The organism is Robbsia sp. KACC 23696 (assembly GCF_039852015.1).
Taxonomy (GTDB): Bacteria; Pseudomonadota; Gammaproteobacteria; order Burkholderiales; family Burkholderiaceae; genus Robbsia.
This window is the reverse complement of record NZ_CP156627.1, coordinates 117,178-141,560: the sequence shown is the minus strand read 5'-3', so window position 1 is coordinate 141,560 and position 24,383 is coordinate 117,178. Positions and strand designations below refer to the sequence as shown.

General features: G+C 60.7%; 24 protein-coding genes. 13 read left to right on the top strand and 11 right to left on the bottom strand.

Annotated elements, in window-relative coordinates; genetic code table 11:
* Nucleotides 1-44: 44 nt before the first annotated feature.
* Together ABEG21_RS15490 and ABEG21_RS15485 are read left to right on the top strand one after the other, a co-directional pair.
* A complete protein-coding gene (locus ABEG21_RS15490) occupies nucleotides 45-1,367 on the top strand; it encodes an LLM class flavin-dependent oxidoreductase (RefSeq protein WP_347557540.1) in 1,323 nt (440 codons plus the stop codon).
* 124 nt (nucleotides 1,368-1,491) lie between these two features.
* Complete coding sequence (locus ABEG21_RS15485; protein ID WP_347557539.1) at nucleotides 1,492-2,067, top strand: GNAT family N-acetyltransferase; 576 nt, start codon at nucleotides 1,492-1,494, stop codon at nucleotides 2,065-2,067.
* Here the strand turns inward: ABEG21_RS15485 and ABEG21_RS15480 are convergent.
* Together ABEG21_RS15480 and ABEG21_RS15475 are read right to left on the bottom strand one after the other, a co-directional pair.
* Nucleotides 2,064-2,333, bottom strand: a complete 270-nt coding sequence (locus tag ABEG21_RS15480) for a hypothetical protein (RefSeq protein WP_347557538.1) — start codon at nucleotides 2,331-2,333, stop codon at nucleotides 2,064-2,066. The two genes, ABEG21_RS15485 and ABEG21_RS15480, sit on opposite strands and share 4 nt — an antisense overlap.
* Before the next feature lie 151 nt (nucleotides 2,334-2,484).
* Complete coding sequence (locus ABEG21_RS15475) at nucleotides 2,485-3,267, bottom strand: PqiC family protein (RefSeq protein WP_347557537.1); 783 nt, start codon at nucleotides 3,265-3,267, stop codon at nucleotides 2,485-2,487.
* On the opposite strand from ABEG21_RS15475, the gene ABEG21_RS15470 reads away from it, so the two are divergent.
* Nucleotides 3,260-3,757, top strand: a complete 498-nt coding sequence (locus tag ABEG21_RS15470; RefSeq protein ID WP_347557536.1) for an adenylate kinase — start codon at nucleotides 3,260-3,262, stop codon at nucleotides 3,755-3,757. The two genes, ABEG21_RS15475 and ABEG21_RS15470, sit on opposite strands and share 8 nt — an antisense overlap.
* Nucleotides 3,758-3,867: 110 nt before the next feature.
* Here the strand turns inward: ABEG21_RS15470 and ABEG21_RS15465 are convergent, their stop codons facing one another.
* Entirely contained in the window at nucleotides 3,868-5,103 is a 1,236-nt protein-coding gene (locus ABEG21_RS15465) for a GGDEF domain-containing protein (RefSeq protein ID WP_347557535.1), read from the bottom strand.
* A 324-nt stretch (nucleotides 5,104-5,427) separates the two neighbouring features.
* On the opposite strand from ABEG21_RS15465, the gene ABEG21_RS15460 reads away from it, so the two are divergent.
* Complete coding sequence (locus ABEG21_RS15460) at nucleotides 5,428-6,429, top strand: prolyl oligopeptidase family serine peptidase (RefSeq protein ID WP_347557534.1); 1,002 nt, start codon at nucleotides 5,428-5,430, stop codon at nucleotides 6,427-6,429.
* A gap of 8 nt (nucleotides 6,430-6,437) precedes the next feature.
* Here ABEG21_RS15460 and ABEG21_RS15455 read toward each other — a convergent pair whose 3' ends face one another.
* On the bottom strand, nucleotides 6,438-7,328 hold the full coding sequence (locus tag ABEG21_RS15455) for a LysR substrate-binding domain-containing protein (protein WP_347557533.1): 891 nt from the start codon (nucleotides 7,326-7,328) through the stop codon (nucleotides 6,438-6,440).
* Between the two features lie 96 nt (nucleotides 7,329-7,424).
* Between ABEG21_RS15455 and ABEG21_RS15450 the strand changes: the two genes are divergently transcribed.
* Nucleotides 7,425-8,639 carry a YbfB/YjiJ family MFS transporter gene (locus tag ABEG21_RS15450; RefSeq protein WP_347557532.1) on the top strand — a complete coding sequence of 405 codons (1,215 nt, stop codon included), beginning with the start codon at nucleotides 7,425-7,427 and terminating at the stop codon, nucleotides 8,637-8,639.
* Between the two features lie 19 nt (nucleotides 8,640-8,658).
* Here the strand turns inward: ABEG21_RS15450 and ABEG21_RS15445 are convergent, their stop codons facing one another.
* The 7 genes from ABEG21_RS15445 to ABEG21_RS15415 all read right to left on the bottom strand — a co-directional run bounded on the left by ABEG21_RS15445 (nucleotide 8,659) and on the right by ABEG21_RS15415 (nucleotide 13,421).
* Nucleotides 8,659-9,636, bottom strand: coding sequence for an aldo/keto reductase (locus ABEG21_RS15445; protein ID WP_347557531.1), 978 nt, complete (start codon nucleotides 9,634-9,636; stop codon nucleotides 8,659-8,661).
* 167 nt (nucleotides 9,637-9,803) lie between these two features.
* Nucleotides 9,804-10,532 carry an SDR family NAD(P)-dependent oxidoreductase gene (locus ABEG21_RS15440; protein WP_347557530.1) on the bottom strand — a complete coding sequence of 243 codons (729 nt, stop codon included), beginning with the start codon at nucleotides 10,530-10,532 and terminating at the stop codon, nucleotides 9,804-9,806.
* 126 nt (nucleotides 10,533-10,658) lie between these two features.
* Nucleotides 10,659-11,183 carry a GNAT family N-acetyltransferase gene (locus tag ABEG21_RS15435; RefSeq protein ID WP_347557529.1) on the bottom strand — a complete coding sequence of 175 codons (525 nt, stop codon included), beginning with the start codon at nucleotides 11,181-11,183 and terminating at the stop codon, nucleotides 10,659-10,661.
* Nucleotides 11,180-11,551, bottom strand: coding sequence for a hypothetical protein (locus tag ABEG21_RS15430; protein ID WP_347557528.1), 372 nt, complete (start codon nucleotides 11,549-11,551; stop codon nucleotides 11,180-11,182). The genes ABEG21_RS15435 and ABEG21_RS15430 overlap by 4 nt, the downstream gene beginning before the upstream one ends.
* Nucleotides 11,552-11,730: 179 nt before the next feature.
* The gene (locus ABEG21_RS15425; RefSeq protein ID WP_347557527.1) at nucleotides 11,731-11,880 is read right to left on the bottom strand and encodes a hypothetical protein; all 150 of its coding nucleotides are present in this window, start codon (nucleotides 11,878-11,880) and stop codon (nucleotides 11,731-11,733) included.
* A gap of 15 nt (nucleotides 11,881-11,895) precedes the next feature.
* Nucleotides 11,896-12,342 carry a DMT family transporter gene (locus ABEG21_RS15420; RefSeq protein WP_347557526.1) on the bottom strand — a complete coding sequence of 149 codons (447 nt, stop codon included), beginning with the start codon at nucleotides 12,340-12,342 and terminating at the stop codon, nucleotides 11,896-11,898.
* Nucleotides 12,339-13,421 carry a Gfo/Idh/MocA family oxidoreductase gene (locus tag ABEG21_RS15415; protein ID WP_347557525.1) on the bottom strand — a complete coding sequence of 361 codons (1,083 nt, stop codon included), beginning with the start codon at nucleotides 13,419-13,421 and terminating at the stop codon, nucleotides 12,339-12,341. Before ABEG21_RS15415 ends, ABEG21_RS15420 begins: the two co-directional genes overlap by 4 nt.
* Nucleotides 13,422-13,816: 395 nt before the next feature.
* On the opposite strand from ABEG21_RS15415, the gene ABEG21_RS15410 reads away from it, so the two are divergent.
* The 8 genes from ABEG21_RS15410 (at nucleotide 13,817) to ABEG21_RS15375 (ending at nucleotide 24,357) form a co-directional block, all read left to right on the top strand.
* Nucleotides 13,817-15,421, top strand: coding sequence for an ABC transporter substrate-binding protein (locus ABEG21_RS15410; RefSeq protein ID WP_347557524.1), 1,605 nt, complete (start codon nucleotides 13,817-13,819; stop codon nucleotides 15,419-15,421).
* A gap of 91 nt (nucleotides 15,422-15,512) precedes the next feature.
* The gene (locus ABEG21_RS15405; protein ID WP_347557523.1) at nucleotides 15,513-16,547 is read left to right on the top strand and encodes an ABC transporter permease; all 1,035 of its coding nucleotides are present in this window, start codon (nucleotides 15,513-15,515) and stop codon (nucleotides 16,545-16,547) included.
* Between the two features lie 287 nt (nucleotides 16,548-16,834).
* Nucleotides 16,835-17,686, top strand: coding sequence for an ABC transporter permease (locus ABEG21_RS15400; RefSeq protein ID WP_347558111.1), 852 nt, complete (start codon nucleotides 16,835-16,837; stop codon nucleotides 17,684-17,686).
* Nucleotides 17,687-17,690: 4 nt separating this feature from the next.
* Nucleotides 17,691-19,475 (top strand): ABC transporter ATP-binding protein, encoded by a 1,785-nt coding sequence (locus ABEG21_RS15395; protein WP_347557522.1) that lies wholly within the window; start codon nucleotides 17,691-17,693, stop codon nucleotides 19,473-19,475.
* 64 nt (nucleotides 19,476-19,539) lie between these two features.
* Nucleotides 19,540-20,553: an aldo/keto reductase gene (locus tag ABEG21_RS15390; protein WP_347557521.1), complete on the top strand. Its 1,014-nt coding sequence runs from the start codon at nucleotides 19,540-19,542 to the stop codon at nucleotides 20,551-20,553.
* The gene (locus ABEG21_RS15385) at nucleotides 20,550-21,638 is read left to right on the top strand and encodes an ABC transporter substrate-binding protein (RefSeq protein WP_347557520.1); all 1,089 of its coding nucleotides are present in this window, start codon (nucleotides 20,550-20,552) and stop codon (nucleotides 21,636-21,638) included. The genes ABEG21_RS15390 and ABEG21_RS15385 overlap by 4 nt, the downstream gene beginning before the upstream one ends.
* 109 nt (nucleotides 21,639-21,747) lie before the next feature.
* On the top strand, nucleotides 21,748-23,079 hold the full coding sequence (locus tag ABEG21_RS15380) for an acyl-CoA dehydrogenase family protein (RefSeq protein ID WP_347557519.1): 1,332 nt from the start codon (nucleotides 21,748-21,750) through the stop codon (nucleotides 23,077-23,079).
* Complete coding sequence (locus tag ABEG21_RS15375) at nucleotides 23,080-24,357, top strand: NtaA/DmoA family FMN-dependent monooxygenase (RefSeq protein ID WP_347557518.1); 1,278 nt, start codon at nucleotides 23,080-23,082, stop codon at nucleotides 24,355-24,357.
* Nucleotides 24,358-24,383: the final 26 nt, after the last annotated feature.

Below are 24,383 nucleotides of genomic sequence, written 5' to 3'. Positions count from 1 at the left end.
TTTTCGGCCATGAATGGCTTGTCTTTTTCTCAGTGGGGCAGCAGATGACAGAGACGAAAACGATGCGGATCGGTTTGTCGATTCGCTATCTGGGTTACCACATTGCGGCGTGGCGGCATCCCGATGTGCCGAGCGACGGCGCCATCCAGTTCGAATACTTCCTCGACAGCGCAAAGCGAGCCGAAGCGGAGGCCTTGGATATGGTGTTCTTCGCCGACGGTTTGGGCGTGCGCTCGAACGACGACCCGCCAGGCTCGCTGGCGCGTGACATGAAGAATGCCGAGCTCGAGCCGCTGACGCTGCTGGGCGCATTGGCCGCCTGCACGGAACGAATCGGTTTGGTGGCAACCGCGTCGACCACCTATAACGAACCGTTTCACATCGCGCGCAAATATGCGTCGCTCGACCATATCAGCAAGGGCCGGGCGGGATGGAATGTGGTGACGTCGTGGTCCGAGCAGGAAGCATGGAACTTCGGGCGCGATACCCATCTGGGCTATGACGAGCGCTACGACCGGGCCGCCGAATTCGTCGACGTGGTCAAGGCGCTATGGAGCAGTTGGGAACCCGACGCTTTCGTACGCGACAAGGCGAGCGGCGTGTTCTATGACAGTGCGAAGCTGCACACGCCGCATCACAAAGGCCCTCACTTCAAGGTACGTGGTCCGCTGAATTCGGCGTGGACGCCGCAGGGACGACCGATCATCGTGCAGGCCGGCGCGTCCGAGCAAGGACGGGAGATCGCCGCGAAGAGCGCCGATGTCATCTATAGCAGCGGCTTCAGCCTGACGAAGGCGAAGGCGTATTACGACGACGTCAAGGCGCGTCTCGAAAAATACGGTCGACGCCCCGAGGATCTCTTGATCATGCCGGGTCTCACGATCTATGTCGGCAAGACGCGCGAAGAGGCGCAGGCGAAATTCGACCAGTTGCAGGACCTGATCGATCCGCTGATGGGGCTATCGTTGCTGTATAACGCGTTCGGTGATTTGAGCGCTTACGATCTCGATGCGCCGTTTCCCGAGGTTCAGCCGCGCGGCACGAAAAGCCTCGGGGAGAATCTGATCGCATTGGCGAAGGAAAAGCAGATGTCGATTCGCGAAATGTACAAACATATGGCGGCTGGGAATAGCGGGGGCTATGTGTTGGGGACGGCCGAGGACATCGTCGATCACATGGAAACATGGTTCCGAGCCGGCGCGGCGGACGGTTTTAATATCTGCCCGCCCATTATGCCGGGCGGTATGGACGACCTCAGCACCTTCATCCTGCCGGAATTGCGTCGCCGTGGCCTGTTCCGGACCGAGTACGAGGCTAAGACGCTGCGCGGCAATTTGGGGCTTCGGCCGCTCGCCTACGGCGAATGACCTTCCATCGGCTGCGGAAGTTGCACCGAGATATAGGCCGAATCGCCGAACTTTCTCGTCAACGCGGGAACTGTGATCGTCGGGTACTACACTCAGCACGGTTATCACGTTGTTGGGAGACAGCATGTACTTCTTGCGTAGGGCCGATCCGGCCGACGCGGACGCGTTACGCGTCCTGACCGCCGATGACGAGGCCGCTTGGGGCTATGCCTGCCCTTTATTGCCGTCCACCGAATGGTGGCGCAATAAGATCAAGCGGGCGGAAGGCCTCGGTCTGTTCATCGTGGCGCAACGCTCGAACAGCAACGAGTTGGTGGCCTTTATCGAGATCGGCAATGACAGTTTTCAGCCGATGCGACGCCACGTCGGGTCCATCGGACTATGCGTACGCCGTGACTACCGGCGCAAGGGCATCGGTCGCGCTTTACTGACCAAGGCGATCGAATGGTCGGATCAGTGGCTCGCGCTGTCCCGACTGGAAATTACCGTCTGGGAAGCCCATGTCGCGGCGATCCGACTGTACGAATCGCTGGGCTTCGCACGCGAAGGCATCCATCCTTCCTACGGATTCGGCGCGGGAGGTTATCGCTGCGCCATATCGATGGCACGGCTGAAGCCGATGGACGAAACGTCCGCTCCACCGGCCGTCGCCCTGTCCTCGCTCACGGAGACGCCTGCCGCCGCCGTTGCGGCGGGCTAAGAGACAGGTTTTCGCCCGAGACTCTCCCGCATGACGGCCAGATAGTGGTCGGCGACCGCGTAACGGGCCCGCTGCGCGGGCAAGGCGCGTAAAGCGGGCGGTTTCAGTCCGAGGTAACGGCACACCGCGGAGACGTACGGTTTCGGGCGATCGTCCGAACCGAGGCGATAAGCGGCCGCTTCCAGCCGCTTGTCACCGACCTGTTCTCGCAGCCACTCCAGCAATTGACGGTCTCGTTCGTTGACGACTCGAATAAGGTGTTCCATCTTCGCCTCCCAGTTGGTGCTCCAATACTGTATAAATATACAGTAAATGGGGCGCGCGTGCCAGACCTGGCCAAACGGTCTAGTTCACGCGTTGTTATTGGGGAAAGGCGAGGCGAAGCGGCGCTGCAGCGCGCGACGCGCGGGGCGCGTTTCAGTTGACGCAGTCGTTGCGTCCGGTGGTGATCCAGGCCTGAATCTCGGCACCCATTTTCGCGCTCAGCGCTTGGACGGCCGCCTGTTGTGCGCCAACCAGATTGCTCAGGCCGCCAGGAGCGGGCTGTTCGATGGTCTCGCTGCAGATCAGAAGCGGATTTTTCGCACCGTCCTTTGTCATCGTGGCGCTCCACGCGGCGTCGATCGCGACCGAGTGGCCGAGCCAGCTGTCGAACCGCCGAATCTGCAGTTTCACGTCGACGACGCGATTCCACGGAGACGTTTGCAGACCCGCGATGTCCTGCGCGCGCAAGGTGTTTGCAAGCTGCAGGGAGACGGCTGCACGAAGTTCCTCGCTGAACGTCGCGCTCCAATGTGCCGATTGCAGCACTTCCGTTTGCGTCGGACCACGGCGGATGACCATATTCGTGCTCTCCATCGGGGCGGGAATGCCGATTGGAAGGATATTGAGCGCGAAATCAGCCGTTTTCGCCGTATTGGCGGCCGATGCCATCGGCGTGATGAGCGTGTAATGCGGGGTACCGGTCCAGCCGCTCGTCCAGGCGCATGCCGATAGGGCGATCGGCAACAGCACGACGACGATTCTTGAAAACAACTTCATTGGTGATGCTCCATCCATGGCCAGCGGCAGGTCGATGCCGTCGCGTGATACGGCGATGGATTGTATCGCATCGATAAAGCCTGTCGCGGCGCGCATCCCACGGCAGGAACTTGTCGCATAATGCCGTGCATCCCGTTCATTGCCGAATCCGATGTCCATCGATCTGCGCCGTACCATCATTATTGGCAATGCCGGGTCCGGAAAGAGTTGGCTCGCGGCGCGACTGGCCGCGCGGCTCTCCACAGCGTGGGTGGATCTCGATTTGATCCATTGGATGCCCGGCGGTTTCAACGTCGCGCGCGACCGCACCGAGGCATTGCAGCAAGTCCAAGACCTCGCCAGCGGCGAGGCATGGGTCATCGAAGGGATTTACGGCTGGCTCGTCGATGTCGCGTTAGCGAGTGCGACCGCGCTGATCTGGTTGGACCTCTCTGAGGACGAGTGCGTCACGAACATCCGGCAACGGGGTGTCCGTCGCGGCGGCACGGACGCGGGCCTCGCCGCTTTGGTGCAATGGGCTGAAAGCTATGGCACGCGTCGGGGTTCGAGCAGCCGCGCCGCGCATGCAACGATCGTTGCGCACTTTCCGCGAGAGACGCGCATTTTGCGGACGGGCGCTGAATTAGCGCAGTTTGTCGCTTCGGTCTGAACTGGCCGTTCTAAGCGCAAAAGGCGGCTCGAGCCACCGCCGCGCGTCTCGGAATACGTTTTTCAGGATGGAAAGTGCGTGTCGAGACCGCGCTTTTCAGCGTGCCGCTTCTAGCCGACGCGGCGTCCCAATAACTCGACTTCGGCGCCGGCGATGCTCACTCGATTGCGCCCGGCGTGTTTTGCCGCATACAACGCCTTGTCGGCGGCGCCGATCAGCGCGTCCGATGTGCTCATGCCGTGATGGACCGCGACGCCGATGCTGATCGTCACATTCACGTGCTGATCTCGCACGACAAAGTGCAAATTCTGCACCGCTTCGCGCAACTGCTCCGCCGTTTCCGTGGCATCCACGACATTCGATTCCGCCAGCAAGATCGCGAACTCCTCGCCGCCGAAGCGCGCCAGCAGATCGGCGCCGCGTAAATGTGACGACAGGCAGGCCGCAACATGACAGAGGCAGGCGTCGCCGGCAAGATGACCATATCGATCGTTGAATGCCTTGAACCAATCGATATCGACAAGCAACATGGTGCCCGTTGCGCCGGGCTGCATCACCAGCTCAGACAGCGCTTCGTCGAGCTTGCGCCGGTTGGCGATGCGGGTCAGCGGGTCCGTGTAGGAGAGGCCGGTGAGGGTGACGTTCTGTGCCGCAAGCGTGTCGTTGCGTAACTGCTCCAACAAGCGATGCAGATAAATCCGACGCAAAGCGCGCTCGAAACCGTGGCTACCGATTAGCGCGGGAATCAGCAGCGTCGTCATAAAGCCGATCAGAAAGGTAGCGTCGTCATGGCTTATTTCCTGCCGGCTGAACACCGCCAGTGCATAGACCGCGATATTGATCAGGAAAAATGCCGTCGCTTGGTGAAAGCGGAGGCGCACGAATATCAAGACGAAACTGGCGGGGGATATCGAGAGCAGAAAATCGCGTAAGGTCACTGGGCCAGGTTTGCACGAGACGACCAGGATCGCCCCCAGACTGCATGCCAGGCAGCAGACGAGAAGCGCGATTTCACGCGCGGTGACGGCAACCCTGTCGCGCAAGGCGAGGTTGCTTATCGCAAGCACCAGAAGGCTGGCACCGCACAGCTGGATCGCGACGCCTCCCCAGTTGGGATCCTGGACGACAAACAGGTTCAGCAATATGCCGAAAAATAGATAGCCGGCAACGCCCCAAATGGCAATGAAGCGAAGGTCGCGGAGGCGTTCGGCGGCGATATCACGCCAGTATCGGGTTTCTAGCGCGTCGGGAAATCGTAAGCGAAAGCCGGAACGCGAAAGCTCGGATTCGGCCAATACATCGAGCGGGAACGTCTGTTTTTCTGCAATCGCACCTGAGCGAATCATGCCTGTCACCGCCTTATATGCTGGCGCTAAGAATACTACAGTGGACGGTGTCGAAGGCGAATTCTACCGCTGTTGCGGTGTTGTAACAAAATGGACGCGATAAAATCCACAAGCGCCGCCTTTCCGAGCGACGCCGTCGATTAAATCGTCTTTTTGAGATGCCGCTTTCCTGCGCATTTCTTTGTGTCACGGCGCGAGAAAATACCCTATGCTTTCATTGACTATCGCATCGTGGATATTCGGTATGATTGGCGCGCGCGGCGGTCGCGATGCCGAATCGCGCGCGGAATGTTTCAGAAAAAAAATTATAAAAGGAGTGATTCGTTGAAGGCGTTTGTCCATGGCGGTTTCCTAGCGATCATGCTATTGAGTGGCTGCGCCACGCAGGTTAAGAACTACGGTTTGAACGAGCCGTTCAGCGCATCGGAGTTAATGTCCGGATCCACCTCCACTGAGGAGGCCTGTTCCCAAAAGCGCGATACGGTGTGGGTGCAGGGGGAGGGGTTCGGCGAGTGCATTAAATACTATCCTTCCAGTGATTTCGCAGAAGGGAAAGCCCAGCGTGCGATTATCGCGATGGAAGGAGATTGGATCTCGGGGCATGCCGCGGGGGCCCGTTATGCGAAGCGAACGCCGCAGGATCTTTACGACGAGGCGGCACAAGAACAATCGCGAGACCACCTCGCCTGGGTCCTTTTGGCTCGGCCTGGCACCGATGGATCGAGTGGTGATCAGAACAAACGGCGCCAGCATTATGAGACGCAGGTAGTCAATGCGGCGATCGATAAGCTGAAGCAGCGGTTCCACATAAAAGAAGTGGCGCTGATCGGTCAAAGCGGCGGGGGCGGTCTAGTCGGCGCCCTGATCGCCGAACGCAGCGACGTATTGTGCGCGGTGCCGACGTCCGGCGTATTGAATGTCAAATTACGCGCCCAGATGAAAGGACAGAGCGTCGATGCGACAGGCACGTCTTTTCAAAACGTCTGGGATCCGATCGATCATATCGACGACATCAAGCCGATGCCGGGCTTCCGTCTGTTTGCGGTAAGCTCGACGTCCGACAGTAATGTGCCGTTCAATACGCAGACCGCCTACGTCGATGCCGTCAAAGCGAAAGGCTTCGAAGCGTATCAGATAGCGATCAACGGGACCGGGGGAGAACATCATCAGACGATGGCGACCGGCATGCGTGTGGTCCAAGCGTGCATGGACGGCCTTCCCAGCGCGTTCATCACGCGGACGTTTAGCGGACTGACCGATAACGCCCGGCGCGCAAACGAGCTTAGTCGATTGGTGAACGCCGCCGCGGCAGGGCAAGCGCAGTAGTACGCTTTTCAGAATGGCTGGGTCGAAGCCGTTTCTCCTTGCAGAAGATCCCGCAACGCGTTCAGCGATGCGGAAGATTGCCCTTTACGCCAAATCAGCAAGGTATCCACCCGCCCCAGCGCACCGATCGGATGCAAGTCGACCTCCCCATCGAGCGAAGACAGTTCCAGCACCGAGCGGGGGGCGATCGCCACGCCCGCGCCAGCGGCGACGCAGGCGACGATCGGATGATAGGAGCCCAGCTCCAGCACTCTTGCCGGGCGGATTCCCTGCAATTCGAACCAGCGTATGGCGTAGGAGCGATAGGCGCAGCCGCGCTCGAATGCCACCAGTGTCGGTCCGACCCCGTTGCGCGTCGGCTCGAGCGGCTGCCGTCCACTCGGCGTCAGCAGCACCAGTTCTTCACGAAAGACGGGCACCGATTCGAAGTGCTCGACCGGCAAGGCATCGGGCTCGATGGGGCGGGCAATCAGCGCCGCGTCCAATTCGAATGCCCGCACGCTGTCGATCAATGCACGGGTAATGCCTTGCGCCAATTCCAATTCGACTTCGGGCCAGCGCTGGTGATAGCGCGCGAGAACCCGGGGCAGCCGACGCGCAGCCGTGCTCTCCATCGTGCCCAATCGTAATCGCCCTTGCGGCCGATTCTCGGTCACCGCATTCCGCGCTTCGTCCGCGAGCGCGAGCAGCCGCTCCGCATAAGGCAACAGCGTCTCGCCGGCCGGCGTCAGTATGAGTCGGCGCCCTTCCCGAACGAAAAGATCGGTTCCGAGCGTTTCTTCGAGTTGCCGGATCCGCGTCGTCACGTTCGATTGCACGCGATTGAGCTTCGCGGCCGCCCGCGTCACGCCGTTTTCCCGGACGACCGCCCGGAAAATCGTCAAAGCCGATAAGTCCATGATCACATTTTGAGATTCATAGTATCTCCATTATTCATTTTTCGGGATGTGATGGTCAAGCTAGAATGCATTCATGTTCCTTACGGTGGTGGATTCATGGCAACGCGTGCGGAGGCTCCCTCCTTGTCGATCCATGCGGCGCGTGACACCGCACTGGCGTGTGCGATCGCGCTGGCGGTGGCCTTGGGTATCGGTCGTTTCGCGTTTACGCCCTTGCTGCCGTTGATGCTGAAGAGTGGCGCGCTCACTATCCGGGAAGGCGGCTGGCTCGCATCGAGCAATTACGCCGGTTATCTGGTGGGCGCCTTGTCGTGCGCCGCGATACGCCTGGCTCACCACCGAATGGTGCGCTACGGACTGGCGTCGACGGTGGCCTTGATGTTGGCGATGGGCCTCGTTCATCAATTTTGGGCCTGGGTCGTGATTCGCTTCATCGCGGGAGCCGTCAGTGCCTGTACCTTCGTTTTCGCCTCGCAGTGGGGCCTCAAGCGGCTGAGCGAACTGAATGCGCATCGGTGGAGCGGAGTGATCTATACCGGGCCAGGTCTCGGTATCGTCGCGACAGGCCTGCTGGGTGCAGCTGCCGCGTCGGCACAGGTATCGGCGCCCACGGTGTGGGTGGGCTTTGCGCTATGCGCCGCGTTGGCCTCTGCGCTGGTAGGGAAGGCGTTTAGCGCGGTATCGCCATCCGTGCCGCACGCGCAGGCGGCCGTGAATCCGGTGCGCCAAGCGACGGCGAGTGCGATGACCGTGCGGGCGGACGCTGCGTGGCTGATTCTGTTGTACGGTCTGGCCGGTTTCGGCTACATCATTACCGCCACGTTCCTGCCGGTGATCGCGCGTCAGGCCTTGCCGGGATCACCCTGGCCGGATTTGTTTTGGCCAATTTTCGGGATGGCGCTGATCGTCGGTGCGCTGCTCGCTTCGCGCTGTCCTTTGTCGTGGGATAACCGGCTTCTATTGGCCGGGAGTTATCTCATTCAAGGCTTGGGTATCTTGCTGGGGATTGTGTTTCCAACGGCCCTGGGTCTCGGCGTTGGCAGCCTCTTGCTGGGTTTGCCGTTTACGGCGATCACTTTATTTGGGATGCGAGAGGCACGTCGATTGCATGGCGACGCGGCGGCCGGGTTGATGGGCTATGCAACCGGCTCCTATGGATTGGGGCAGATTGTAGGTCCGCTGGTGGCGGCGCCTATCGCGGCGCATACGGGATCCTTCGCGATGGCGTTATGGATCGCCATCGCGGCACTCGGCGTGGGTGCCCTTGCGCTAGCGGTGCTGGGAAGCCGGCGTCGCGAGGAAGGGCGTTAAGCCGCGAAGCTGCAGCGAATCAAAATCCGACGACCGCGTGCGGGACGTAGGGTGCTTCCAACGACGTGATTTCCTCTGCGCTCAGTGTCAAATCGAGCGAGGCGATCGCATCTTCGAGATGCCCCGGCCGAGACGCGCCGACGATCGGCGCAGTGATGCCCGACTGCGATCGTACCCAAGCCAGAGCGACTTGCGCGCGCGGGACGTTTCGTGCGGCCGCCACGCGGGCAACCGCTTCGACGACCTGGCGATCGGCCTGCGCCGTGTGCTCGTAAAGTGTTTTACCGAACACGTCGCTTTCCGCCCGTTCGCTACTCTCGTTCCACGGGCGCGTCAGACGACCGCGCGCGAGAGGGCTCCATGGAATCACGCCGATGCCTTCGGCCGCACATAAGGGCAACATCTCGCGCTCTTCCTCGCGATACAGCAGATTCACGTAGTTCTGCATCGTCGAGAAACGCGTCCAGCCATTCGCCTTGGCAACGTGCAGCATCGTCGCGAACTGCCAGGCATGCATGGACGATGCCCCCAGGTAGCGAACTTTGCCGGCCTTCACCACGTCGTGCAATGCTTCCAATGTTTCTTCGATCGCGACATGGGGATCGAAGCGGTGAATTTGGTACAGATCGATGTAATCGGTGCCCAGGCGGCGCAAGGACTGATCGACTTCCTGCAGGATGGCTTTGCGGCTAAGCCCCGCACCGTTCGGTCCGGCATGCATCCGTCCATGCACCTTCGTGGCGATCACGACTTCGTCGCGCCGGGTGAATTCCTTCAACGCACGACCCACGATTTCTTCCGATGTTCCGGCGGAATAGACGTTCGCCGTATCGAAAAAATTGATCCCCGCCTCTACCGCCTGCCTGATCAACGGCCGACTCTGGTCTTCGGGAAGCGTCCAAGGATGCGCGCCTTGATCCGGAACGCCGTAGGTCATACATCCCAGGCAGAGCTGGGAGACATCAAGGCCGGTACGGCCGAGCTTCACGTATTTCAAGGTCTTCTCCGAAGGTCATCGACGCGATTTTTCGCCCGGGGAAACGCCGGTTTAGGGATAGGAGATTATCCCTAATTTTCACGTTGCGCGAGTCTGACCGCACACCGCGCTCGTTCCGACGGCAATCCCAAGACGCGCCATGACCGTAGGCGAGACGCCAAGGACCGTCAGCCGATAAGGCCACCGTCGATGAACAGCTCGGCGCCGGCAACATAGCTGCTTTCAGAAGAGGCGAGGAAGAGCGCGGCATTCGCCACTTCTTCCGCGCGGCCCATCCGATCCATCGGGATAAGCGCGCTCAGCGCCTCCCGCACCTCGGCGCTGACCGTATCGAACATCGGGGTATCGATAAGCCCGGGGCTCAACGTATTGACGCGGATGCCGCGGCTCATCAATTCTTTGCTCCACGTCCGAGAGTACGACCGCACCGCCGCCTTGCTTGCGCTGTAGGCCCCATACCCGGGGTTTCCGATCGAGCCGGCGATCGATCCGATCAGCACGATGCTGCCGCCATTCGACATCTGGCGCACCGCGCGCTGCACGGTCGACACCATGCCCCGTACATTGACGTCGAAAATCCGCGTGAAATGATCCTCCGTGGTCTCGTCGAGCATCTGGCGCTCCGAGATGCCCGATGAGGGAACGAGAATATCGAGATTGTCGATCTTCGTCCGGAGCGTCTCGAATAAGCGATCCAAATCAGACGCGTTAGTGACATCGCCGTGGATACCTTCGATACTTCCGCCGATTTGCGCAACGGCGGCGTCGAGCTGTGCCTGACGCCGTCCCGTAATAAAGACGCGCGCGCCTTCCGCTACGAAGCGTCGCGCAATGGCCAGGCCGATTCCGCTATTGCCGCCGGTGATCAGGGCCGTCTTTCCGTCAAGCTTGGGCATGATGCAGATCCTTGTAGGGAGAATGTGCATGCATGATATATCCCGTATATCTACTGTCAATTACGCACCAGGGCTAGCCTAGATATACGAGTGGAAACCAACTTTGTGAAGCTGTCCGACATCGCCTCAGAGTAAAGGCAATGCCATATGCACTTCATCGTGCATGACATCGCCTGCAAATAACGCGTTGCGTTCACGACCATAGACGACGAAGCCGAGCGACGCGTATAAGGCAATCGCGGCCGCGTTGCCGCCGGTTGCCGTCAGGTTAAGCTGTCCGACGCCTGCCATCTGCTTCGCAAAGCCGATGGACGCAAGAATGAGTTGCCGCCCGATACCGCTGCCGCGTTGGTCGGGATGCACGTAGACGCCCCAAATGCCGGCCTTGTGGCGATATTTGAGAAGGGTCTGCCGCCGCACTCCGGCCATGCCGATCAGTCGCGCCTCGGAGAATGCGCCGAAGACGCATTGTTCATCGCTTGCTGTCAGGCGTCCCGCAACCTCGGCGAGGGGCCGATCTCGCTCTTCCTCCAGGCTGGAAGCAAAGGACGCAGGGGATTGCTGCAAGCCGAACAATCTGAGGGCTTGGAAGTCGACGGCATCGTCGGGCGTCAACCGACGCAACAACAGGGTGGATTCTGCAGTCTTCATTCTGGCTTCCTCGCGCGACGGCGTGGTGTGGGCTCGACGCCGATGCGCGCATCGCGCGCGATGACAAGGGCGTTCACGCGAGTCACGGTCCCTTCAAAATCGGGATCACCCTGCGAGATGTATAACCATTTTCCAAGCGTCGGATGCGGGCGAAGCGCGGGCAGGTCTTTTATCAGCGCAGCCTGCCGCTCCCGCGACGTGCAGACGAGCAAACCGTTCCAAGGCTCGTCTCGGTCCGCGGCGACCAGACACATCAGTCCGTCGATATAAGCGGCATCGCAGCCGAACATCTTTTTGCGTATATACGTCGGATCGTCCTCGAATGCTTCCAGGATCCAGGCAAGTGTATTGCTGATGGTGCTCGGCATAAGCGTCGACGTCAGTCACGGAGAGGGTAGTAGCCTAGCACTTCCGCACCCACAGGAACATCGGCATGCATGCGCGTCCGTTGCCGCTGCAAATCGATCACCGAGATCGTCCCGCTTTCTTCGTTTGCAACAAGGAACGTGCGACCGTCCGGCGCGGATCGATCACGACTATCGCGCCGCTATTCTCGCAGCAGCAATAGCGCATGCGGCTTTGCGGGCACATCGGAGAGGGCCTTTGTAATCTTCAATGTTGCCGGGTCGAGAAACAAAATGCGACCACCTGCCTTGTCGATGGCGATCAATCCAAATCCTTGGACATTTTCAATCATGTCTTATGCTCCCGATTAAAATTTTGCGATGAGTATGACGCCGACGATCGCGAACGCCGCACCGACCAAACGCAGCGGTGACGCAGCGCGCACTTCGAAGCCCAACCACCCGAAGTTGTCCAAGGCCACCGATACCACCGTGGCCGAGATGACGACCAAGGTGGTGAACGTCGCCGAGCCGATCTTCTTCGTGACATACAGACTGGCGAGCAGGAATACGGCATTGAACACGCCGCCGAGAAAGCCGTACCATGGCACGGCCCCTACCTTGTCGAAGGCGCTGCGCAGGGGCAAGCCTGCAAAGGGAATACAGATGAGCAAACACAGCGCGCCGACGACATAAACGACGAAGCCTGCAACAAGCGGGGCTTGGAAGCCTTTCGCCATCGCAGAATTGGCGCCGGATTGCAGCGGATTCGAGATGCCGGCGACGATCGCGAATAAGGGAAGGATCCAATTCATCCGCGGCTCCCGCCATCGGGGGCGAACGGCGCGCGGAAGGCGTCCTTGGTTGTGATGACCGGCAGCGAAATGGGGCGGTTTTCCCGCGCCGACTGGTAGATGGCTTCCATGATGCGTTGGTCCTGCAAGCCTTCTTCGCCGGGCGTCCGTACCGCGCACCCCGTCAGCACGCATTCGGCCATGTGATCCATCTCCGTGGCGAATTGATCGATTTCCGCGATTACCCGTTCTTCTTCGACTTCAGAAGCGGGATCATCCGGCGAGCGATGACTCACATGCAGGCGTATGCCGTGATAAGGGAAGGCCGGATCCAGATTCACGCGCGCGGTCTGGCAATGCAAGGTGGCCGTGCGTGCTTCGTGCGCGTCGTAGGCCGCCGATAATTTTGCGACGACGCCCGAAGGGAAGCGCATCTGCCAGGCGATGTTTTCCTCGACCTCGGTGAAGCGCTCGTCGCCAGGCGTACTCCATGCCCACGCCATGACTTCGCATGGTTCCTCGCCGGTGACGAAGCGCGCGAAGTTCAGGCTGTACAAGCCGATATCGGGCAGGGCGCCGCCACCGGACAGAGCGAGATTGTCGCGCCATTGCGGCACCTTGTCCTGTACCTGCCCGTTATGGGCCTCGATCAGTTTCAGCTCGCCGAACGTTTTTGCGCGAACGAGTTGTGCCGCGTGCCGATTATGCGGTTCATACTGCAAGCGATACGCCACCATCAGCAAGACGCCGGCATCGGCGCACGCCGCGATCATGGCTTCGGCCTCGGCGGCGGTGTTGCTCATCGGCTTCTGACATAGCACATGCTTGCCGATACGTGCCGCCTGCTTCACCTGCTCGCAATGCATCCCATTCGGGGTCACCAGATAGACGACGTCGATGCCTTTGTCGTTGCCAAGGCGATCCCACTCGTCGTAACCGTATACCGATTCACGCGGTGCGCCATATTGGGCAGCAATCCGCTGCCCCTTTTCTTTATCGCCCGTCATGACCGCGGCCAGGCGACATAGCTTGCTGCCGGCCAAGCCGGGGAGGATGGCATCCAGGCTCAGGCGACCCAGCCCGACAACGGCGATGCCCACGCGCTGCTCGAGAGGGAGCGGTGGTGGCGGAATGTGGGGGCGTCGATCTGTATTCGCGACGAAGGGCGGGCGTGTCTCCGGTAAATCTTGTCCAGGGATGCGAGGCTGAGCCATGCTTTTCACCTATGGGAAGAAGTAAGAGATGCTTTTCGCTTATCTCGCAAAAACCGATCCTGCCTGCGCGTCATCGCGGCATGTCGCGCGCATCGAAGAAGGCGGTGCATCGACATAACGTAAGCATGAAAGCTTCGTTTGCGCGCCTACGATTATTGACTATGCTTTTTCTCCGCCATCTTGAAAGAGATGGCTGTAACAAATGAAAGACGACGCGCTAGCGAGTCCGGCAGTCCGAGGTTCTGTCGAACGGGGAGAGGGCAGCGATGGTGGAGTGGAAGGTGAGAGACATCCTTGGGCAACGCTTGCATACCGTAAGCAAGCGGCTTTTCCTGATACTGGCCGCGTCTTTTGCCGTGAGCATGGCACCAGCGATGGCAGCGCAGCGCGGCGGCATATTGACGATGGTGGTGACGCCGGAGCCGCCCACGCTCGTTTCATTCGCATCTACGGCAGTGAACGTCCTCAAGGTCAGTCCTAAAGTCATCGAAGGACTGTTGGAGTACGATTTCGATATGCATCCGCGTCCGCTGCTGGCCACTTCCTGGGACATCAGCGCCGACGGCAAGCGCTATACATTCCATCTCCGCAAGGGGGTGCGCTGGCAGGACGGGCAGCCGTTCACCTCTGCCGACGTCGCATTCTCGCTCCAGTTGCTGCGCCAATATCATCCGCGCGCCAAATCGACTTTCTCGAATGTGGACGAAGTCTTGACGCCGGATGTCGATACCGTCACCTTGGTCCTGTCGAAACCCGCTCCGTATTTGATTCGGGCGTTTTCGGCGTCCGAGACACCGATTCTGCCGAAACATCTCTACGCATCCGGCGATCCTTTATCAAATCCGCACAATGCGGCACCCATCGGCACGGGACCTTTCCGGTCTGTCAAATGGGTCCGTGGCGACCATATCGAATACGCGCGCAACGATGATTATTGGGATAAAGGAAAGCCTTACGTCGACGGTTTGATCGTCAAGATCATTCCCGATGCCGCGGCGCGAACGATTGCATTCGAAAGCGGTGCGGTCCAATTAGGCGGAGACAATCCGGTGCCGCTGTCGGATATCGCGCGTATCAAGGCCAATCCAAATCTGGGGATCGATTCGCGTGGTTATGAATTCGATGCCGGCGTCTATCGCCTGGAGTTCAATCTCGATAACCCTAAGCTGAAGGTTCTGGCGGTGCGACAGGCCATTGCCTCGGCGCTCGATCGGTCCTTGATCGCCAAGGTTGTCTATTACGGCTATGCCACGCCGAATCCCAGTCCGCTCACCCCGCGCAACCGCTATTTCGATCCTGCGCCGTCGCCCTATCCGTTCGATATCGATAAGGCGAATGCGCTTCTCGATAAAGCCGGATTTCCGCGAGGAAGCGACGGGGTCCGGTTTCGTTTGATGCTGGATGTACTGCCCATCGGCGATCAACCGCCGCGCACGGCATCCTACGTGCGTTCGGCGCTGGCGCGGATCGGCATCGCGCTGACGATTCGTAATGAAGACCTGCCCACTTATTTAAAGCGTATCTACACGAGCCATGATTTCGATATGGCGGTGAACGGCATGAGCAACCTTTTCGACCCGGTTGCAGGCGTCGCGCGGCTCTACACAACGTCGAACTACCGCCGCGGCGTGCCCTTTACCAACGCGTCGCACTATAGCAATCCGGATATCGATCGACTCTTCGCGGAGGCGGCCGTCGAAACCGACGAAAACAAACGCCATGCGCTTTTCAAGACGATGCAGCAGACGATCGAGCGCGATCTGCCCGATGTGAACCTGGTATCGCCGGACTACCTCACGGTCTATTCGACGCGCGTCCACGATGCGAACCGGGGTGCGGACGGGCTGGATGACAGTTTTGCCAATGCCTGGATCCAGAAGCCGTGATATCGATATCGCAATCGATTGGTAGGCGCTGAAGAAAAATCGCTCTACAGTGAGCCGCTGATCTCCCTCTCCAGTTGCGTTTCAAGGAACGATGATGGCTTCAACGATCCCGACAACGCCGGACCGTCAGCCTAGAGAAATACGGCAACGGCGTTGGCATTACGTCCTCCTGCGCATTATTGTGCGCGCATTGCCGACGACCATCGGCGTCGTCGTATTGAACTTTATTCTGATGCAGATGATTCCGGGGGATGCCGCCGACGTCCTGGCGGGCGAGTCCGGGTCGGCGACGGCGGAGACGATGGCGCAGATGCGCCATCACTTCGGACTGGATCGCACCTTGTTAGAGCAGTTTTTCGCCTACCTCGATCATCTGGCGCATTTCAGCCTCGGCGTATCGCCCCGTTTCAATACGCCGGTAATGTCCCTAATTCTGTCGCGCTTGCCGGATACGCTGTTTCTCATGTTGTCGGCGTTGATCTTCGCGCTCGTTGCCGGCCTGATTCTCGGCGCCTTGATGGCCGCGTGGCAGGGGCGTTGGCTCGATCGCATCTTGTCGGTGCTTGCGCTGCTGCTGTATTCCACGCCAGGGTTCTGGATCGCACTCGTGGCGATCGTCATTTTTTCGGTTCATCTCGGCTGGTTGCCGAGTGAAGGTGCAACGACGCTCGGCGTCACGCTGAATGGCTTCGACAGTTTTTGGGATCGGCTGCGGCACGTCCTGCTTCCCGCCATCACCTTGGGCAGTTTCTACGTTGCGATCTATGCGCGATTGACGCGTGCGGCAATGCTCGAAGTGCAACGTCAGGACTACATCCGGACCGCACAGGCGAAAGGGTTGCATCCGTGGATCGTGACGGTCCGCCACGTGTTGCGGAACGCATTGATCCCGATCACCACGGTGGCCGGCATGCATATCGGCGGCTTGCTGGGAGGTGCCGTCGTGACCGAAACGGTATTCAGTTGGCCGGGGCTGGGGCGCCTCGCCCTCGACGCGGTGCAGGGACGCGACTATTCGGTGTTGCTCGGCGTGATGCTGTTGTCGTCGCTGCTCGTCGTGCTTGCCAACATTCTGACGGATCTATTGCAGCTGTGGCTTGATCCACGTGTGGAGACGAAAAGATGACGTTGAAGACATCCGATGGACAACGCCGTTTGCACGCGGCGCAGGCGCGCTTCGACACGGTTGGCGATAACGCGTTGCGGACGCCCGCGACGGCCCCGCGTGCGCGCGAAGACGTGCCGACCTTAGGTCATGGTCAAGCGTCGGCACGATGGGGTACGCAACTGCGCGCGTCGGTGTTCGGTGCGTTCCTGACCAGTGCCGGCGCCGGCTATGCGGACCAAAGCGCTGGGGCCGCGTCGCCTTCCAGTGCGACGCCGGATGCCGCCTCGCCGAGCCGTAATAGCGAGATAAAGCCGGCGCGCGCGGACACGGCCTTGCGCCGATTGCTGCGTAATCCCATGGCGGTCATCGGCGCCTTGATTCTGTTGGGCTTGCTGGTCACGGCATTCGGCGCGAACGCCTGGTATCCGGGCGATCCGCTGGACATGGTCGCCACGCCATTGATCGTGCCGTTCACCGATGCGCATTACTGGTTGGGGACCGACTCGCTAGGACGCGATGTCGCCGCCGGGATCGTCCATGGCAGCCAGGCATCGCTACTGATCGGTGCGACGGCGGCGGTGATTGGCGTTTTGATCGGAACGCTGGTAGGCGCGGTGGCTGGCTATTTCGGCGGTTGGACCGATGACATTTTGGTACGGATTACCGAAATTTTCCAGACGACCCCGGCATTTCTGTTCGTGATCGTGATCGTGACGATCACGTCGCCGTCGATGGAGACGATCTCACTGGCAATCGGCGTGACGTCGTGGCCGACCGTTGCCCGTCTGGTGCGCGCCGAGTTTCGCTCGCTGGTGCATAGCGAATTCGTCGCCGCGGCGAAAGGCTTGGGCTTCAGTCCGGCGCGCATCATCTTCCGCGAGATCCTGCCGAATGCCTTGCCGCCGATCATCGTGACGGCGTCCGTGATGGTCGCATCGGCAATCCTGATGGAGTCCGCGCTCTCATTCCTCGGTCAGGGGGATCCGAATCGCGTCAGTTGGGGCACGATGATCGGCACCGGGCGGGAGATGCTGCGCACCGCGCCGTCGCTGACCATCCTTCCCGGTACCGCCTTGGTGCTCGCGATCCTCGCGCTGAACCTGCTGGGCGATGGCTTGAACGAAGCATTCAATCCGCGTCTGCGCGAACGTCGGTGATGCGATGAACACGGAACCGATATCAGAACGCGGAGACACGACGGTGACGCAAAACATTCTGGAATTACACGACGTCGATGTCGAGTATGGCGCTCACGGGACGGGCAACGCAAAAGGGCATCGCGTCGTGGCGGGGTTGAATCTGGCGGTCGCGCCCGGTGAAACGCTCGCCTTGGTCGGGGAGTCCGGTTGCGGCAAATCGACGACGGCATTGGCGATCATGGGTTTGCTCCCGCGCAATGCCCGCGTTTCGGGACGCATTCTGTTGGATGGACAGGATCTGCTGTCACTGTCGCCTGCCGCGCGCCGCGACGTGAGCGGCAGCGACATCGCGATGATCTTCCAGGAGCCGATGACGTCCTTGAATCCGGTCATGACTGTGGGCGATCAGATCATCGAAGTGGTGCAACGTCACCAGGCCGTCTCGCGCAGTGCCGCCCGCGCCCGCGCGATCGCATTATTGGAACGGGTCAGAATTCCCCATCCCGCGCAGCGAGTGGATGACTATCCGCATCGTTTATCGGGCGGACAGCGTCAGCGCGTGATGATCGCCATGGCCATCGCCTGCGAGCCGAAGGTCTTGGTTGCCGACGAACCGACGACGGCGCTCGACGTCACGATTCAGGCGGAAATTCTGGCCTTGCTCGCGGAGCTGTCCCGCACGATGCGGATGGCGTTGTTGTTGATCACGCATGACCTGGGAGTCGTCTCGCAATATGCCGACCGCGTGGCCGTGATGTATGGTGGAAAAAAGCTGGAGGAGGCGGCCTCGGCGGTGATCTTCGGCCCCGACGCATCGGATCGGCATGCCTATACGCGGGGCTTGCGCGGGGCATCGCTGACGTTCGATCACGCGGTGCACTATCGGGAGGCGCGGTTGGCGGAAATTCGCGTCGATACGCAGGAAACGGCAGGCGTCTCGGAATTCCGCTTTTCCTTGCACAAGGGCGATGCGCGCACGCCCGCGAATGACGTGGATGCAGGCCAAGTCGATCGGTTGACGGCTTCGCATGCTGCGTCGGCGTCGCCGATGCTTCGCTTGACCGACTTGCACACGCACTATACGCAGCGCGGGCAGGTGGTGAAGGCGGTGGATGGCGTGTCGTTCGATATCGCCGCAGGCGAAACCGTCGGACTCGTCGGCGAATCGGGATGCGGCAAGTCGACGTTGAGCCGCACGGTGATGAAGTTGATTGCGCCCACGGCCGGGGAGATCGAGCTCGACGGTCAGCGGATAACGCATCTTGGTGAACGCGCCATGCGTCCTTTGCGGCGCAAGGTGCAGATGATTTTTCAGGACCCTTTCGCGTCTTTGAATCCGCGGCATGATGTGCGGAGCATTCTCGACGCGGCCTTAAAGGTGCATGACGTCCGCGATCGGGATGAACGCGATGCGCGGATTGTCGATGTCCTGCGACGCGTCGATCTGCCATTGAACAGTTTGCGGCGCTATCCGCATGAATTCTCGGGCGGACAGCGCCAGCGCATCGGCATTGCACGGGCCCTGGTGCTGCAACCGGCGCTCGTGATCTGCGACGAGCCGGTCTCCGCACTGGATGTATCGGTGCGCGCGCAGGTGCTGAATCTGCTTGTCGAATTGAAACAGGATCTGGGTCTATCCTATCTCTTTATTTCGCACGATCTGGCGGTGGTACGGTATATCGCCGACCGGGTGCTGGTCATGCATGGCGGTCGAATCGTCGAGGAAGGCGATCACCGCTCGCTGTGGGAAAACCCGCAGCACCCCTATACCCGGTCTCTGATCGCGGCGGTACCGCGCGCGGCCTGACGGACGCCGTCCTCAAGCATGGCCCAGTCCCGCGTATTCTCATATGGTTTTTCAGGAGTCTTCCATGTCGTATCGCAACCTCGGACGCTCCGGCGTCAAAGTCTCGGCCTTGTCGTTGGGCACGATGATGTTCGGCGGCCAGACCGATGAAGCGACTGCGCGCCGCATCGTCGACAAGGCATTCGAACAGAAGGTCAACTTTATCGATACGGCCGACGGCTATAACAATGGCGCGTCCGAAGAGGTGGTCGGGCGCCTGATCGCCGACCGACGCGACAAATGGGTGTTGGCGACGAAGTATGTCAATGCACGCGGCGACGGTCCGAATGACCAGGGTGCGTCCCGGAAATACACGATTCAAGCGGTGGAGGCGAGCCTGCGTCGCTTGAAGACCGATTACATCGATCTGCTCTATCTGCACCGCGAGGATCACAGCACGCCTATCTCGGAAACGTTGCGCGCACTCGACGATCTGATTCGCGCCGGAAAGATCCGCTATTACGGGCTGTCGAATCATCGCGCCTGGAAGATCGCCGAATTCAGCCGTAGCGCCGATGCCTTGAATATCGATCGTCCCGTGGCCAGCCAGCCGCTGTACAACCTGGCGAACCGGCAAGTCGAGCAGGAGCAACTGGAGGCCGCCGCATTTTACGGTCTCGGCGTCGTCTCCTACAGTCCGCTTGCGCGCGGGGTGTTGACGGCCAAATATGCGCTCGGTGAAACGCCGTCATCCGATACACGCGCAGGGCGTCAAGATCGGCGTCTGCAACAAACGGAATGGCGGCCGGAGTCGCTGACGCTTGCACAGGCGGTCAAGGCGCATGCGGAGGCGCGCGGGCTGACGCCGGGCCAGTTCGCACTGGCCTGGGTATTGAACAATCGTCTGGTGACGTCGGCCATCACCGGTCCCCGCACGGAGGCGCAATGGGATGACTACCAACCGGCATTGGCCTACCGTTTCACCGATGAAGACGAGGCGTTCGTCGATGGTCTCGTGACACCGGGACATCCGTCGACGCCGGGTTTCAACGATCCGGGCCATCCTTTCTTCGGTCGCCATCCGAGGCACGCGACATGACGCTGGCCGTCTCGAAAAACGCCGCGCATGGCCCGGAGGGACAGGCTGCCGCAAGCGAGGTTCGTACATTATGGTACACGCGCTGTCCGGCGCCGACGCCCTTCGGCGTCGCGATCCAGCAGGGGCGTCTCGAACAGGCGCTCGCCCAGCAGCACATAGGCTGGCAGGCCTTGCAGGATGCCGCCGATCCGGTAATCAGACGGTCCCACTATACGCATTCGCAGCCGCATTCTTTTCGACAAGGCGGAAATATTCCCGCACTGTGGGCACGTGCGAACGGTGCCGATACGCGGGTGATCGGCCTGACATGGGTCGATGAATTTCAAGGCATTGTCGCCTTGCCGGCGAGCGGCATTCGCGATGTCGGCGATCTGCGCGGGCGGCGTCTCGGATTACCGCATAATTCGCGCACCGATATCGTCGACTTTCATCGTGCCACGGCTTTGCGAGGGTATGACAGCCTGCTCGACGTGGGCGGTCTGGGTCTGGACGATGTGACGCTGGTGACGTTGTTGCACCAGCCGAACAGCTTGGCGGAAGCCGCGGCAGTGGCGAGCGACGGATTAGCACGCCGCTTGGCCACGGAGCGTCCGCATGAATTCTCCCGCGAAGTAGCGGCTCTTCTTGGTGGCGAAGTGGATGCGGTATTCGTCAAGGGGGCGCCTGGTCTGGAAGCGGCGAATATCGCTGGTGCCGCGATCGTCGTCGAGATCGGGCAGCAACCCGACCGACTGCGTCACGCGAATAATGGGACGCCACGGCCGTTGACGGTGGATACTGGCCTGTTGCAGGCACGGCCCGATTTGGTAGCAGCGGCGTTGGGCGCGGCCGTGCGGGCCGGCCAATGGGCGGCGGCGCATCCGGCAGAAGCCAAGGCGTACGTCGCGCGGGAAGTCCGTGCAGCGGAATATTGGGTCGGGCCGGCCTATCCGGGCGGGGCGCACGCGCAGCTGTCGATCGCACTCGATCCATTGCACATCGCGGCGCTGGATAATTTCAAGGCGTTCCTGTTGCAGCACGACTTCCTTCCGCGAGATTTCGATCTGTCGGCCTGGATCGAACCTTCGGTGTTCGATTCGCTCTGATCAAGCAATCGATCGCATATCGAAATCAGATTTCATTGTTTGTCTGTTCCCGGTATTGGCGCGATAGTCAGGCATCTCAAATAGACGCGTGACGCCGGGAGCCAAAGCAATGACAGCAGTCGATACAGGATGGGGCCAAGGTCCAAGCGCTCGCTATGAAGCATTGATCGCGCCGTTCCGGCCTATCTTCGAGCGTATTCGCGAAGGTGCGGTCGAGCGGGAGCTGACGCATGCGTTATTGTTCCCGGAAATTCAGGCGTTGCGCGAAGCGGGTTTCACGCGTTTGCGCTTACCGAAAGCCTATGGCGGATTTGACGCGACGCTGCCGGAGTTCTTCGCCGCCGCGATCGAATTAGGACGGGCAGATCCCAATGTGATCAACGCGCTGCGTTCCCATTTCGGCTTTATCGAGGAGGTACTCGATAGTGCCGATAGCGAGTGGCGCGATACCTGGCTCGACCGACTGGGTGCCGGGGATTTGTCCGGCAGCGGTTTTTCCGAGACAGGCGAGAACCCGATCGGCACGCTGTCGACGCAACTGCGCCGCGTGGCGGGCCGTTGGATCCTGAATGGCGAAAAGTATTATACGAGCGGCTCGCTGTATGCAGACTGGATCAATCTCAGCGCATCGGACGAAGCCGGCGCGATCCAGGGCATTCTGGTGCCTACCCGCGCACCGGGCGTCGAAATCCTCGACGACTGGGAAGGATTCGGGCAGCAACTGACGGCGAGCGGCACGGCCTTGTTTCGTGACGTCGTGATCGATGATGCGCTGATCAAGCCGAGTGCGGAACGTTTTCGCTTCGCCGGCGCGTGGTTTCAACTGATCCATATCGCGACGCTCGCCGGTATCGGCCAAGCCGCCACGAATGAGCTGTCGGAGGCGGTCGCCACGCGGCGACGGGTGTACGCCGGACGCAGCACCTTCAATCGCCCGAGTGAGGATCCGCAGATACTGCAGATCGTCGGCCGCGTACGCAGCGCCAGCTATGTGTCCGTCGGCGCGGTGTTGAAGGCGGCGGAGGCGTTGCAGCGCGTCGTCGATTTTCGGGGTAAGACACCGGCCGCGGCCGCGCGTTCGCAATCGGGTGCGACCGAGCCGAACGCCGCACAGCGTCATTGGGAGGTCGAACGCCAACGCGCCAACGTGCTGGCCGACATCGAAGTAAGCCAGACGGTCAGCGTCGTGACCGATCTGATCCTCTCCTCGACGACGCAATTGTTCGATGCGCTCGGCGCGTCGGCAACCAAGCGCAGCAGCGGACTGGATCGCCACTGGCGTAATGCGCGTACCATTTCATCTCATAATCCACGGGTGTATCACGATCGGATCGTCGGCGATTTCGCGGTGAATGGGACGGTCCCGCCGATCAAGGGCGGGATCGGCATCGTGGCGCCAGGGCAGTCTCTGGCCGCGCGCGCCGACAAGGAGTTTGCCTGAATGAGCAAACGCCAGTTGCATCTCAATATCGGTATCAATAGCACGGGCTATTTCTCGAATTCGTGGCGGCATCGCCAAGGCAACGCCGGCGATTTTATCGATCCGGCCTACTATCTGCGTCTGGCGCGAACCGCCCATCGCGCACGCTTCGATGCCTTGTTTCTGTCGGATCATCCAGCGCTGATGCAGGACTCGGCAGATCGACCGCTGCATACGCTGGACCCGCTGATCCTGCTTACCGCATTGGCCGCACAGGTGCCGGACATCGGGCTGGTGGCGACGACATCATCGTCTTATAACAGTCCCTACAATCTGGCACGGCGGGCAATGTCGCTCGACGTGCTGTCCGGCGGCCGTCTGGCACTGAATATCGTCTCTTCGTTCAAGGAGGAAGTGGCGGCGAATTTCGGTTCGGCGCCGTTACCGTCGCGTCCGGTGCGTTATGCCCGTGCCGACGCTTTCCTCGACGTCTTAAAGCAACTCTGGGGCAGTTGGGCGCTACCGGAAGGTTTCACCGCCTCGGAGACGGCGCTTTGGCCGGCTGACAGTGCCCACGCGATCAAACACCACAGTGAGCACTTCTCTGTCGCGGGCCCTTTGAATGTGCCGCGTAGTGCGCAAGGGCAGCCGGTGATCGCGCAGGCCGGCGCATCGCGAGGCGGCATCGCGCTCGCGGCAAAGCATGCGGAGATCGTGTACTGCTCGCTGCTGTCCAAGCCGGCGGCGGCGCATTTTTCCGAGACGGTACGGGGCGCGGCGGTTGCGCACGGGCGGCGTCCGGCCGACCTTCGTATCACGCCGGGTGTCGTGCCCATCGTCGCGGAAAGTCGTGAAGCGGCGCTGCGTCGCCACGAGATCCTGACCGATACCGGATCCGAAGCGGGCTTGTTGGAACGTTTCGCGCGTGCGGCCGGTCTGGATCCCGCCACGTTGGATCCCGATGCGGTGTTATCGCCGACGCTGTTCGCCACTGAAGACAATCAACGGCAGCCACAAGGCTTCACGCAAGGCTTGATCGATCTGCTGACGTACGAGAAGCTGACCGCGCGTCAGGTGATTCGACGTCAGGAGCAGGGGCATCGTCTGGTCCTGGGGAGTCCGCAGGAGGTGGCGGATCAACTGATCGATTGGTGGCAGAGCGGCGTCGTCGATGGCTATACGGTGCAGGTGCCCGCCTTGCCGGATGATCTGGATCGGTTCGCCGATCAGGTAGTTCCGATCCTGCAAGCGCGCGGCGTTTTCCGTACCGAATATGAAGAGTCGACCTTGCGCGCCTGACTGGGTCTGCCGTCGCTCGAATCGCG

What these genes read in the sequence shown, in the direction of transcription:
- ABEG21_RS15385 (WP_347557520.1), top strand. Translation starts at nt 20,550, where the DNA reads ATGACGCTGGCCGTCTCGAAAAACGCCGCGCATGGCCCGGAGGGACAG.
- ABEG21_RS15380 (WP_347557519.1), top strand. Translation starts at nt 21,748, where the DNA reads ATGACAGCAGTCGATACAGGATGGGGCCAAGGTCCAAGCGCTCGCTAT.
- ABEG21_RS15490 (WP_347557540.1), top strand. Translation starts at nt 45, where the DNA reads ATGACAGAGACGAAAACGATGCGGATCGGTTTGTCGATTCGCTATCTG.
- ABEG21_RS15425 (WP_347557527.1), bottom strand. Translation starts at nt 11,880, where the DNA reads ATGATTGAAAATGTCCAAGGATTTGGATTGATCGCCATCGACAAGGCA.
- ABEG21_RS15430 (WP_347557528.1), bottom strand. Translation starts at nt 11,551, where the DNA reads ATGCCGAGCACCATCAGCAATACACTTGCCTGGATCCTGGAAGCATTC.
- ABEG21_RS15455 (WP_347557533.1), bottom strand. Translation starts at nt 7,328, where the DNA reads ATGGACTTATCGGCTTTGACGATTTTCCGGGCGGTCGTCCGGGAAAAC.
- ABEG21_RS15405 (WP_347557523.1), top strand. Translation starts at nt 15,513, where the DNA reads ATGATGGCTTCAACGATCCCGACAACGCCGGACCGTCAGCCTAGAGAA.
- ABEG21_RS15375 (WP_347557518.1), top strand. Translation starts at nt 23,080, where the DNA reads ATGAGCAAACGCCAGTTGCATCTCAATATCGGTATCAATAGCACGGGC.
- ABEG21_RS15480 (WP_347557538.1), bottom strand. Translation starts at nt 2,333, where the DNA reads ATGGAACACCTTATTCGAGTCGTCAACGAACGAGACCGTCAATTGCTG.
- ABEG21_RS15475 (WP_347557537.1), bottom strand. Translation starts at nt 3,267, where the DNA reads ATGGACATCGGATTCGGCAATGAACGGGATGCACGGCATTATGCGACA.
- ABEG21_RS15440 (WP_347557530.1), bottom strand. Translation starts at nt 10,532, where the DNA reads ATGCCCAAGCTTGACGGAAAGACGGCCCTGATCACCGGCGGCAATAGC.
- ABEG21_RS15435 (WP_347557529.1), bottom strand. Translation starts at nt 11,183, where the DNA reads ATGAAGACTGCAGAATCCACCCTGTTGTTGCGTCGGTTGACGCCCGAC.
- ABEG21_RS15470 (WP_347557536.1), top strand. Translation starts at nt 3,260, where the DNA reads ATGTCCATCGATCTGCGCCGTACCATCATTATTGGCAATGCCGGGTCC.
- ABEG21_RS15485 (WP_347557539.1), top strand. Translation starts at nt 1,492, where the DNA reads ATGTACTTCTTGCGTAGGGCCGATCCGGCCGACGCGGACGCGTTACGC.
- ABEG21_RS15395 (WP_347557522.1), top strand. Translation starts at nt 17,691, where the DNA reads ATGAACACGGAACCGATATCAGAACGCGGAGACACGACGGTGACGCAA.
- ABEG21_RS15390 (WP_347557521.1), top strand. Translation starts at nt 19,540, where the DNA reads ATGTCGTATCGCAACCTCGGACGCTCCGGCGTCAAAGTCTCGGCCTTG.
- ABEG21_RS15465 (WP_347557535.1), bottom strand. Translation starts at nt 5,103, where the DNA reads ATGATTCGCTCAGGTGCGATTGCAGAAAAACAGACGTTCCCGCTCGAT.
- ABEG21_RS15450 (WP_347557532.1), top strand. Translation starts at nt 7,425, where the DNA reads ATGGCAACGCGTGCGGAGGCTCCCTCCTTGTCGATCCATGCGGCGCGT.
- ABEG21_RS15420 (WP_347557526.1), bottom strand. Translation starts at nt 12,342, where the DNA reads ATGAATTGGATCCTTCCCTTATTCGCGATCGTCGCCGGCATCTCGAAT.